Genomic DNA, 12,030 nt, shown 5'->3' on the forward strand with positions numbered 1-12,030 from the left:
GATGCGTAACGCCGCGGGCGCTGCCCGAAGCAGCGCGGCGCGGCTCGTCTTACCGCAGGTTGGTTTTCGCCAATTCGACGATCTCGTCGCCGCGACCGCTGAGGATCGCGCGCAGCATGAACAGGCTGAAGCCCTTCGCATGCGCGAGTTCGATTTTCGGCGGCATCGCGAGTTCGTACTTCGACGTGACGACGTCGACGACGGCCGGCCCGTCATGCGCGAACGCCATGCGCAGCGCTTCCTCGACGTTCTCCGAGTGCTCGACGCGCACGCTGAAGATGCCCGCGCCCTTCGCGATCGCCGCGAAATCGGTCGGGCTCAGGTCGACGTTCGTGTCGAGATAGCCGGCCGCCTTCAGCTCCATCGACACGAAGCCGAGCAGGCTGTTGTTGTACACGACGATCTTGATCGGCAGCTTGAGCTGGCGTGCGGTGAGCAGGTCACCGAGCAGCATCGACAGCCCGCCGTCGCCGGACAGCGACACCACCTGCCGCCCCGGATGCGCGCCCTGCGCGCCGAGCGCCTGCGGCATCGCATTCGCCATCGAACCGTGATTGAACGAGCCGTGCAGTTGCCGCTTGCCGTTCATCGTCAGGTAGCGCGCGGCCCACAGCGTCGGCGTACCGACATCGGCCGTGAAGATCGCGTCTTCCGCCGCGACTTCGTCGACGATCTTCGTCAGGTATTGCGGATGGATCGCGCGGCCCGGCGGCTCGGCCACCGCGAGATCGTCGAGCCCCTTGCGAGCGGCTGCGTAATGCTTCAGCGCATTCTCGAGGAAACGCCGCTGGGTCTTGCGCGTCAGGCGCGGCAGCAGCGCTGCGATCGTTTCCTTCACGGTGCCGACGAGGCCGAGCGCGAGCGGCGCGCGATGGCCGAGCTGCGAGCCTTTCCAGTCGATCTGCGCGACCTTCGCGTTCGACGGATAGAACGGCCGGTACGGGAAATCCGTGCCGAGCATCAGCAGCGTATCGCACGAGTCCATCGCGTGATAGCCCGAGCTGAAGCCGATCAGCCCCGTCATCCCGACATCGAACGGGTTGTCCCATTCGACGAACTGCTTGCCGCGTAGCGCATGCACGACCGGCGCGCCGAGCGTGTCGGCCAGCGCGACCACCTCGTCGTGCGCGCCCTGCGTACCGCTGCCGCACAGCAGCGTGATCGCGTCGGACGCATTGAGCAGCGCCGCGAGCCGGTCGAGATCGGCGTCGGCCGGCAGGATCGACGGCGGCGCCGCATCGCTCCATGCAGGCAGCTCTTCCGGGCCGTCGCCGAGCGCGATGTCGCCCGGCAGCACGATCACCGCGACGCCGCGCTCGTCGATCGCGGTGCGCATCGCGCGCGCGAGCACGCGCGGGAATTGCGATGCGTTCGTCACGAGCTCCGCAAAATGGCTGCACTCGCGGAACAGTTCCTGCGGATGGGTTTCCTGGAAGTAACCGAGCCCGATCTCGGTCGACGGGATGTGCGCGGCAATCGCGAGCACCGGCTGGTGATTGCGGTGGCAGTCGTACAACCCGTTGATCAGGTGCAGGTTGCCGGGGCCGCAACTGCCCGCGCACACCGCGAGCCGCCCGGTCGACGCGGCATCCGCGCCGGCCGCGAACGCGGCGCTTTCCTCGTGCCGCGTATGCATCCAGCGGATCGAGCCGATCTGGCTCAGGCTGAACGACAGCCCGTTCAGGCTGTCGCCCGTCACGCCCCAGATGCGCTCGACGCCCGCTGCCGCCAGCGTCTTCGCCAGGTATTCCGCCATCGTCTGTCTTGCCATGTTGCCCTCGCTCGTTGATCGGTCGTCACACGATTGATCCGGCAACGGCAGCCGCCGTCGCCGCTGACGGGACGAGCATACGCGATCGTGCCGCGCGGCGTCGTGAACACGCGAACGCCCTGCACACCGCCGCGGCAGCGATCCGCCGTGCCGCATGCCGCCCCTTTCGACGGCGTCGGGCAATCGTCGGCACTTTGTCATCGCTCCGACTGCGCTCGGAAGTCTGAAACCAGGCAGGCGCGCCTGCGACTCCCCGCTCAGCTCCAGTCCGACGCGGCCTCGTCCGGGTCGACCAGCGTCAACCCCGCCGCCGGCAGCGGCAGCGCGGTCTTGTAGCGCACCTGCTTCAGCGCGAAGCTCGACCGGATGTTCGACACGCCGGGAATCGTCGTCAGGCGCTCGATGATGAAACGCTCGAGCGTGCGCATGTCGGGCATCACGACGCGCAGCAGATAGTCGGCGTCGCCCGACATCAGGTAGCACTCCATCACCTCGGGCCGCTGCGAGATCGCCTCCTCGAAGCGCTGCAGCGCATCCTCGACCTGCTTCTCCAGGCTGACCTGGATGAACACGTTGATCCGCAGCCCGAGCGGCTCCGGATCGAGCAGCGTGACCTGCTGCCGGAACAGCCCGAGCTTCTCCAGCGCGCGCACGCGATTGAAGCATGGCGTGGCCGACAGGTTCACCGCACGCGCGAGTTCCGCGTTCGTGATCCGCGCGTTCTGCTGAAGCTGGTTCAGGATGCCGATGTCGATGCGGTCGAGCCGCCGCGGGTTTGAGCTCATGGTCGAAATATTCCGGAAGAGTGGCCACAACCGGAATATTTACACTATCGGAGCGCGAAATCACAATGAAATCAGACGCATATTTTGCGGATCGGCGGGTAGCATGATCCGACCGATTGCCACTGATGCGCGCCGCTTTGAACCAGCGCGCGGGAGACCTGCGATGACGGACCTGTCGAACGGTATCGATGCCACGCGGCGCGCGGGCGCAGCACACGCCGACGCCGACCCTGAAGAAACCGCCGAATGGCTGGAGGCGCTCGACGCCGTCGTCGCGCACGTCGGCAAGGAACGCGCGCAATACCTGCTCGGCCAGCTCGCCGCCCATGCGCACACCCGCGGGCTCGCGGCCCCGCGCGGCCCCGTCACGCCGTACCTGAACACGATCGCCGCGCACGAACAGCCGCCCTACCCGGGTGACGCCGATCTCGAGGAACGGCTGTCTGCCGCGTTGCGCTGGAACGCACTCGCGATGGTCGTGCGCGCGAACCGCGCATACGGCGAGCTCGGCGGCCACATCGCGAGCTACGCGTCGGCATCCGACCTGTTCGAAGTCGGCTTCAACCACTTCTTCCGCGCGACGCCGGCCGGCGCGGGCAATGAAGGCGGCTCCGGCGGCGATCTCGTGTACTTCCAGCCGCACTCGTCGCCGGGCGTCTATGCACGTGCGTATCTCGAGGGCTTTCTCGGCGAAGACCATCTCAAGCACTATCGCCGCGAAATCGCCGGGCCCGGGCTGTGTTCGTATCCGCATCCGTGGCTGATGCCGGACTTCTGGCAGTTCCCGACCGGCTCGATGGGCATCGGCCCGATCAACGCGATCTACCAGGCGCGCTTCATGCGCTACCTGCAGCATCGCGGGCTCGCGAACACCGCCGGCCGCACCGTGTGGGGCTTTTTCGGCGACGGTGAGATGGACGAGCCCGAATCGCTCGGCGCGCTGTCGCTCGCCGCGCGCGAGGGGCTCGACAACCTCGTGTTCGTGATCAACTGCAACCTGCAGCGGCTCGACGGCCCGGTGCGCGGCAACGGCCGCGTGATCGACGAGCTGGAGGCGCTGTTCGCAGGCGCCGGCTGGAACACGATCAAGGTGCTGTGGGGTTCCGACTGGGATCCGCTGTTCGCACGCGATCACGCGGGCGCACTTGCGCGCGCGTTCGCCGATACCGTCGACGGCCAGTTCCAGACCTTCTCCGCGAACGACGGCGCGTACAACCGCGCGCGCTTCTTCAGCCAGGACCCGGCGCTCGAGGCGCTCGCCGCGCAGCTCACCGACGCGGAGATCGACCGCCTGCGCCGCGGCGGCCACGATGCGCGCAAGCTGCATGCCGCGTATGCCCGTGCGCTCGCCCATCGCGGCCAGCCGACCGTGATCCTCGCGAAGACGATGAAGGGCTACGGAATGGGCGCGGCCGGCCAGGGCCGGATGACGACCCATCAGCAGAAGAAGCTCGACGTCGACGATCTGAAGGCGTTCCGCGACCGCATCCGGTTGCCGCTGTCGGACAGCGACGTCGAGCAGTTGAAGTTTTACAAGCCAGCGGAAGACAGCCCGGAAATGCGTTACCTGCATGCCCGCCGGGCTGCCCTGGGAGGCTATCTGCCCAGAAGGCGGATGGCGGCATCGAAGGGGCTGACCGTCCCTTCGATGCCGGCCTGGGGTGCGTTCGCGCTGGATGCGGTCGGCCGCGAGATGTCGACGACGATGGCGCTCGTGCGCATGCTCTCGGCGTTGATCAAGGATCGCGACATCGGCCAGCGCGTCGTGCCGATCGTGGCCGACGAAGCGCGCACGTTCGGCATGGCGAGCCTGTTCCGGCAGGTCGGCATCTACTCGCCGCTCGGCCAGCGCTACGAGCCGGAAGACCTCGGCTCGATGCTCTATTACCGCGAGGACACGCGCGGGCAGATTCTCGAGGAAGGGATTTCGGAAGCGGGCGCGATCTCGTCGTGGATCGCCGCCGCGACGGCATACAGCGTGCACGACCTGCCGATGCTGCCGTTCTACATCTACTACTCGATGTTCGGTTTCCAGCGCATCGGCGACCTGATCTGGGCCGCCGCCGACCAGCGCTCGCGCGGCTTTCTGATCGGCGCGACCTCCGGGCGCACGACGCTCGGCGGCGAGGGCCTGCAGCATCAGGACGGCAGCAGCCATCTCGCGGCATCCACGATTCCGAACTGCCGCGCGTACGATCCGGCGTTCGCGTACGAAGTCGCGACGATCGTCGATGCCGGCATGCGCGAGATGGTCGAGCAGCAGCGCGACGTGTTCTATTACGTGACCGTCATGAACGAGAACTACGCGCAGCCGTCGATGCCCGCCGACGATCCGGACGCGCGGCGCGAAGGCATCCTGAAGGGCATGCACCGGCTGCCGTCCGCGGCGAACGCGACCGCGCGCGTGCAGTTGTTCGGCGCGGGCGCGATTCTCGGCGAAGTGCTCGCCGCGCAGCGGATGCTGCTCGAAGACTGGGGGATCGATGCGGCCGTCTGGAGCGTCACGAGCTTCAGCGAATTGCAGCGCGACGGGATGGAAGCCGAGCGGCTGTCTCGACTCGGCGACGAATCGGCATCGTCGTATGTCACGCGGATGCTTGGAGGAACACACGGCCCGGTGATCGCCGCGACCGATTATGTGCGCGCGGTGCCCGAGCTGATCCGTGCCTACGTGCCGCGCCGCTACGTGACGCTCGGCACCGACGGGTTCGGGCGCAGCGACACGCGCGATGCGCTGCGCGCGTTCTTCGAAGTCGATCGTGCGAGCATCGTGCTCGCCGCGCTGAAGGCGCTGGCGGATGACGGGGAACTCGATGCGGCGGTGCTGCATACGGCGCGCGAACGGCTCGGCAAGACGGTGCGGCAGCAGCCGGGCGCGGCGCCGTGGCAACGTTGAGCCCTGGCTAGTCGCTTGCTCCACGGAGCGCTGCCCTGCAGGGTAGCGCTCTCCTCCATTTGCCCGCATGCCGCCAACCCGGCATGCGCGGGTCAGCCACCTCGCTCCGCGCTACACCGGCAGCGCATGCGTCGACAGAATCTCCTTGAGCACCATGAACGAGCGCACCTGCCGTACGCCGGGCAGGTACAGCAACTGTTCGGCATGCAAACGGTTGAAGCTCTCGTTGTCGCGCGTGCGGACCAGCATGAAGTAGTCGAATTCGCCGGTCACCACGTGGCACTCGACGCACCCCGACACTTTCTGCGCGGCCTTCTCGAATTCGGCGAACGCCTCCGGCGTCGAGCGATCGAGCACGAAGCCGATCACGACCAGCATCCCGGCACCCAGCGGCTTCGGGTCGAGCAACGCGACGATGCCGCGAATCAACCCCATCTCCTTCAACCGTTCGACGCGCCGCAGGCACGCCGGCGCGCTCAGCTTCACCTTCGCGGCGAGGCTCACGTTCGAAATCGACGCGTCCTGCTGCAACTGCCGCAGGATCGCGCGGTCGATGCGGTCGAGCGCCGGCGCGGTGTCGGCCGGCGACGTACTACCTCGATCTAATTTCATTGCGTCTCACGTCTATTCTACGAATCAAAGTTGTCTTGACTACTCATATCTCATCGATAACGTAGGTCGTCACTATTTATTTCGCAAGCTCATTTCGCGCCGTCCTGCCTATCATTTTTCCATCGGGACACGGCGTGCGAGCAGCACCCGACCGATCCGGTTTCCTGCCCACCGCCTTTCGGAGCTTGTCGATGAACCTGCAACGTTTCCCCCGTTATCCGCTCACGTTCGGCCCGACGCCGATCCAGCCGCTCAAGCGCCTGAGCGCGCACCTCGGCGGCAAGGTCGAGCTGTATGCGAAGCGCGAGGACTGCAACAGCGGTCTGGCGTTCGGCGGCAACAAGACACGCAAGCTCGAATACCTCGTCCCCGACGCGCTTGCGCAAGGCGCCGACACGCTCGTGTCGATCGGCGGCGTACAGTCGAACCAGACGCGCCAGGTCGCGGCCGTCGCCGCGCATCTGGGGATGAAGTGCGTGCTCGTGCAGGAGCATTGGGTCAACTACGAGGATCCGGTATACGACCGCGTCGGCAACATCCAGCTGTCGCGGATGATGGGCGCCGACGTGCGGCTCGTCGCCGACGGTTTCGACATCGGCATTCGCCGCAGTTGGGAAGAAGCGATGGAAAGCGTGCGGCAGGCGGGCGGCAAGCCGTATCCGGTTCCGGCCGGGTGTTCCGAGCATCCGCTCGGCGGGCTCGGCTTCGTCGGCTTCGCGGAAGAAGTGCGGGAACAGGAAGCGCAACTCGGCTTCAAGTTCGACTACATCGTGGTCTGCTCGGTCACGGGCAGCACGCAGGCGGGGATGGTCGTCGGCTTCGCGGCCGACGGACGCGCGGATCGCGTGATCGGCATCGACGCGTCGGCGAAGCCTGAGCAAACGCGCGAACAGATCACGCGCATCGCGCGGCATACGGCCGAACTGGTCGGTCTGGGGCGCGACATCGGCGAACGGGACGTCGTACTCGACACGCGTTACGGTGGGCCCGAATACGGTTTGCCGAGCGACGGCACGCTTGAAGCGATTCGTCTGTGCGCGCGACTGGAAGGCATGCTGACCGATCCCGTCTATGAAGGGAAATCGATGCACGGGATGATCGACAAGGTGCGCCTCGGTGAATTCGAACCGGGGTCGAAGGTGCTGTATGCGCACCTTGGCGGGGTGCCGGCGTTGAGCGCTTACTCGGAGATCTTCCGCAACGGTTGACGGGCATCCGAAGTCGATCCGGCGCACGATGGCCATTTCTGCGCACGCAATGAAGCAGCGACCTCCGTCACCCGCCGGAGGCGCGGGCATGCCGGATAACCTGTAATCGGGCGTCGCGCTGTTCCGCGCGATGCCGTTCGACGCCCGCGTGCCGCCCCGCTTTCGGCACGGCGACGTGTCGGGGCGCCGCTACTGCATGCTGCGCGTCCATCATTGCTGTCGCGCGTCCGTCCATGAACATATTCGACCGGCGAGCGCCTAACTCCAGAAGATTCAGTGTGCACGCCTGCGCAGCGCTCGTGCTCGTGCTCGTGCTCGTGCTCGTGCTCGTCGGCCATCATCGTCGCGTGCGTCTTCCGCCGTCGCGCCCGAAGGCACGGCGCCGCTCCGTTCAGATGCCCGACAATCTCGACAGCGCAGCCTCCACCGCCACGCGCAGCTCCGGCCATTCCGGCTTGAGCGCATCGGCACCGCCTGCGGCCAGCACGCGCTCGCCTTTCGCGCATGCATCGCTCGCGTCTACGTCGCCGGCCAGCGCGAAGCCGCCTCGCATCGAATGCAATTCGCCCCTGAGGCAATCGTCGTCACCACGGAGCAATGCGGCGTCGATCGTCGCCAGCGAGTGCAGCGTCGCGGCGCGCAATTGCTCGCGCATCTCGTCCGTCATCGGCGGTGCCTGCCGGTCGTCGCGATCGGCCGCCTGCAACGCCGTCGCGCCGCGCCCGCCGTGGCGCTGCAACACCGCACCGAGCGCATCGATCGACAGCGGCTTGAGCGCGACCTCCACCACGCCGACCTGCGCGCACCGCCGACGATCGTCTTCGGTCGCGTGCGCGGTCATCGCGATCACGGGTACCGTCGCGCCCTGCTCGCGCAGGAAGTTCGCCAGCGCAAAACCATCGAGTTCCGGCATGCCGAGATCGGTCAGTACCACGTCGAACGAATGCGCGAAGTACGCACGCATCGCCTCGACGCCGTTCGTGACGATCGTCGCATCGTAGTGCAGCGCGTCGAGTTGATCCCGCAACAGTACGCGGCTCGCCGGGTGGTCTTCCGCGACGAGCACGCGCAGTGGCGCGCCGTCGTCCGCGTGCGCCGGCAACGCAAGTTCCGCAGCGGGCTCGTCGCCGAACGCGACGCGCCATCCGGGCGGCGCCTCCGTCAGCGGCAGCGATGCGGTAAAGGTTGTCCCCATATCCGGTTGGCTTTCGACCGTCAGCGCACCGCCCATCAGGCGCGCGAGACGTCCGCAGAGCGGCAGCCCCAGCCCGGTGCCGCTGAAGCGCCGGTCAATCGATGGATCGGTCTGCACGTACACGTCGAACAGTGCCGGCAGCGCTTCTGCCGGAATGCCGATGCCCGTGTCGCGCACCGACACTTCAAGGCCGCACGGGCTGCCGGAAGCAGCGGCCGGCATCGCGTCGATCGTCACGCTGCCGTGCTCGGTGAATTTGATCGCATTGCTGACGAGGTTCGACACGATCTGCCGCAGTCGGGCCGGATCGCCGACGTAACCGTCGGCCAGCCCCGGCGCAATGCGGCATTCGAGTACGAGCCGTTTCGCCTCGGCAAGCGGACGAAAGATCGCCGCGACATCGCGCAGCACCGCACGCAGATCGAACGGCACGGCTTCCAGCACCATCTGGTTGGATTCGGCCTTCGACAGGTCGAGCACGTCGTTGATCACGCGCATCAGCGCGTCGGACGACGACATGACCGTCTGCAGCCGACGCTGTTCGTCCGATGGCAACGCCGCACGCGCCATCAATTCGAGATTGCCGATGATCGCATTCAGCGGCGTGCGAATCTCGTGGCTCATCGTCGCCAGGAAGGTCGACTTCGCCTTGTTCGCGTCGTCCGCGGCTTCGCACGCCTCGCGCAGCTTGTCTTCCGCCTGCTTGCGCGCGGTGATGTCGGTCAGCGTACAGAGCAACACATCGACGCCGCGATAGCGGGTACGGACGATGTGCGCAGCAAGATAGGCCGCCCCGCCACCGTTGCGGTCGACCGACAATTCGAGCGTGACGATGCGCGGCCTCCGCCCGCCCGCGGGACTGTCGCGGTACGCCTGCCAGATGCGCTTGCCGAGCGACGGCGCCGCGCCGGTGTCGCCATAATCCTGTGCGGCCTCGTTGCGCGCCATCGTGTCGCCGTTGGCCAGCGACAGCAGCATGATGCCGGCCGGCGCCGTGCGAATCAGCGTGCGATTCAGCGCCTCGCTTTCGATCAGCCGGATCGCGCGGCGGTTGGCGGGGCTCAGCGCGCGCCAGTCGAACATGACGATCGCGAACCAGACCGCTCCGATCGCGAGCAACGCGAGACCGGCGGCGATACCCAGGCGGACGGCCACGCCGTCGAACAGGCTGCGCCACGAGTACGTCGCGGTCAGCACCACCTCGTGGAACCCCGGCATGCGGTCTCCGATGACGATATTCGTGCCGACACGGTGTGCGGCCGCCCGTTCGCCACGGGCCGCGCGCGCATGATCGAGCGCGCGGGCAGTCAGCGCGGGCGCCGCCTGCCGGCCGGTCAGGACATTCGCGTTCGAATCGACCAGTGCGTAGTCTTTGCCGGCGGACGACGCACGCAGGATGTCGTCGATCTCCGGTCGCGTAACGACGACGAACCATGCGATCGGCTTGCCTTGCTCGTCCCGCACCACCTGCGTGAACCGCAGCACGGATCGCCCGAGCAGCGGGTCCTGCCGCCGGTCCAGAAAAATCGGCCGATTGCCTGACGCGGCGGCCGCCGATACAAAATCGGCCGGCGGCTTCAACTGCCGGATCAACGCCTTCACGTCGAAATCGGCCGGCAGCGCGCGCGCCGACGTCACCAGCGGATCGCCGGCGACGATGACAAAGCCGCCGCCGGGATCGATCAGATATCCGCCCATGCCCGGATCGCCGGGCTGTCTCGGCGGCATGACACCGGTCTTCTCGACCTGCTCGAGAAACGCGGCCAGAAACGGCGCATAGGCGCCCCCTGGCCGGGACGACGGACCGGCCGCGAATGCGGCCACCGCCACGCGTCCCGCGCGCCCGAGGACGGACAGCCTGCCGCGCTCGTCGGCAAACCGGCTGAGGGCATCGGGCGGCGCGCTCGGCCCGTGTCCGGCGATCAACTCGAAGTTTTCGAGATAGCGATTCTGGAGCGCCTTGACCACCTCCATCTCCGCCAGCAGGTCGGCCTTGCGTACCAGGAACTCCGACCGGTCATGCGCAACCGATTCCTGCAGGTCGAGCCGCGCGACCAGTGCCGCGCAGACCAGCACGAACACCGTGATCGCCACCCCGCTTCCGTACAGCAGCCATTGCTGCTGGCGTCGCACGCGGCCCGGCTCGAACGGTTTGCGGCCCGCGGCCGCGGCATGCGCGATCAGCGTTTTCAGTTTGTTGGGCATGCGTGTCGTCGAAGTCGCGTCGGCGCCGGCGCCGGCACGGCGTCATGCGTTGTCCCGGTCACTCGGTACAGTCCGCCGGGCACCGTCTACGCACCGGCCCCGGGCAATTCGGGCAGATGGCCCTCGCTCGCGTAGCGAATCAGATCGGCATCGCGGACGATACCGAGCTTCTTCATCGCGCTCGATTTCTGCGAACTGATCGTCTGCTTGCTGCGGTGAAGCTGGACGGCGATCTCGCCGACCGTCAGGCCGGCCCCGTAGAGCCGCACGACTTCGATCTCGCGGGCGGTCAGCGTACGGAGACCCGCCGACGGTTGGCAGTCCTCCAGCAGTTTCTTGACGAACGGAGACAGATAATTGGCGCCGACGAAGGCCGCATGCACCGCGCCGACCAGATGCGAAATCGCATCGGACTTGCTCAGGATGCACCCGACACCCTGCTTCTGAATCGCGAGCAGCACGCTCGGATTGTCGATCATCGTGATCGTCACGAGGCGCAGCGCGGGGTAGCGGCGCTGGAGAAACGACAGCAGTGAAAGACCGTCGCCATACTTGCCGCCGGGCATCACATAGTCGACGACGAGTACGTCGCTTTGCTGCTCGTCGAGCATCACCACGAGGTCGGTCGAATTCGAGACAGTGCCGAGCAGCTTGATCGTGCTGCTGCCTGCGAGCGCCTGCGACATCCCGAGCGCGGACGAAGGATGATCGTCCGCCACCATCACCCGCACAAAAAATTCATCCATCTCTCTTCTTCTCCCGATACACGCGGCCCGACGTGCCATGTCGTGCGACGCGCCGGAACTCGAATCGATCCCGCAACACGGTCGCGTTGCGGCGTTCGGCGAACCCGGCGGTGCGCAGCGTATTTTTAGATTACAGACGGGTTCCGCGTCGCGGCCGTGCGATCAGGCTTGGCGGCCTGCACCCGCACCGATCCCATACACGAACCATCTTGCCGGCAGACGCACCCGATACGACGTTGCGGCACGAACCGTCGATAGTCCGCTGCCCACGCGCATCCGATCGGCGACGCCCCCACGCCGTCGATCCGTCCCGTCCCGCAGAGCGGCCGAAGCCGCTCCCTAGTGCTTGACCGCGGTTCTGTCCGGCTCGCCAGCCCCGTCATCCGCGGCACGCTGCCACTCGCTGATGGCCCGCCGCTTCTGCGACGGCGACATCATCATGAATTCGTTCAGTTTCGTCAGGAAATCCCGTCTGGATTTCTCCGGCAGCATCGCGAATCCAAGCAACAGCCCGAACACCTTTCCCATATAGCGCACGGCCTTACCCTTCCTTCTTCAGTCGAAATCACGCGGCATCGAAGCGATGCGACGCGTCTGCCTTCCCAGTTCTGA

At 66.7% G+C, this 12,030-nt stretch carries 8 protein-coding genes; 2 read left to right on the top strand and 6 right to left on the bottom strand.

Going from position 1 to position 12,030, the window contains the following annotated elements; all coding sequences use genetic code 11:
- Window positions 1–49: 49 nt before the first annotated feature.
- Both poxB and U5809_RS19955 read right to left on the bottom strand, forming a co-directional pair.
- On the bottom strand, window positions 50–1,771 hold the full coding sequence (poxB, locus tag U5809_RS19950; protein ID WP_322087816.1) for a ubiquinone-dependent pyruvate dehydrogenase: 1,722 nt from the start codon (window positions 1,769–1,771) through the stop codon (window positions 50–52).
- Between the two features lie 257 nt (window positions 1,772–2,028).
- A complete protein-coding gene (locus tag U5809_RS19955) occupies window positions 2,029–2,556 on the bottom strand; it encodes an Lrp/AsnC family transcriptional regulator (RefSeq protein ID WP_039322783.1) in 528 nt (175 codons plus the stop codon).
- 163 nt (window positions 2,557–2,719) lie between these two features.
- Between U5809_RS19955 and mdeB the strand changes: the two genes are divergently transcribed.
- The gene (mdeB, locus tag U5809_RS19960; RefSeq protein ID WP_322087817.1) at window positions 2,720–5,452 is read left to right on the top strand and encodes an alpha-ketoglutarate dehydrogenase; all 2,733 of its coding nucleotides are present in this window, start codon (window positions 2,720–2,722) and stop codon (window positions 5,450–5,452) included.
- A gap of 111 nt (window positions 5,453–5,563) precedes the next feature.
- On the opposite strand, the gene U5809_RS19965 is transcribed toward mdeB, so the two are convergent.
- Entirely contained in the window at window positions 5,564–6,064 is a 501-nt protein-coding gene (locus U5809_RS19965; protein ID WP_282507938.1) for an Lrp/AsnC family transcriptional regulator, read from the bottom strand.
- Between the two features lie 191 nt (window positions 6,065–6,255).
- Here U5809_RS19965 and U5809_RS19970 point away from each other — a divergent pair, with 191 nt between their 5' ends.
- Complete coding sequence (locus U5809_RS19970; RefSeq protein ID WP_282507939.1) at window positions 6,256–7,272, top strand: 1-aminocyclopropane-1-carboxylate deaminase; 1,017 nt, start codon at window positions 6,256–6,258, stop codon at window positions 7,270–7,272.
- Between the two features lie 391 nt (window positions 7,273–7,663).
- Here the strand turns inward: U5809_RS19970 and U5809_RS19975 are convergent, their stop codons facing one another.
- The 3 genes from U5809_RS19975 to U5809_RS19985 form a co-directional block, all read right to left on the bottom strand.
- The gene (locus U5809_RS19975; RefSeq protein ID WP_322087818.1) at window positions 7,664–10,672 is read right to left on the bottom strand and encodes an ATP-binding protein; all 3,009 of its coding nucleotides are present in this window, start codon (window positions 10,670–10,672) and stop codon (window positions 7,664–7,666) included.
- An 86-nt stretch (window positions 10,673–10,758) separates the two neighbouring features.
- Window positions 10,759–11,418 carry a response regulator gene (locus tag U5809_RS19980; protein WP_322087819.1) on the bottom strand — a complete coding sequence of 220 codons (660 nt, stop codon included), beginning with the start codon at window positions 11,416–11,418 and terminating at the stop codon, window positions 10,759–10,761.
- 339 nt (window positions 11,419–11,757) lie between these two features.
- Window positions 11,758–11,946, bottom strand: coding sequence for a hypothetical protein (locus tag U5809_RS19985; protein ID WP_322087970.1), 189 nt, complete (start codon window positions 11,944–11,946; stop codon window positions 11,758–11,760).
- Window positions 11,947–12,030: the final 84 nt, after the last annotated feature.

The organism is Burkholderia sp. BCC1999, assembly GCF_905339975.1.
GTDB lineage: Bacteria > Pseudomonadota > Gammaproteobacteria > Burkholderiales > Burkholderiaceae > Burkholderia.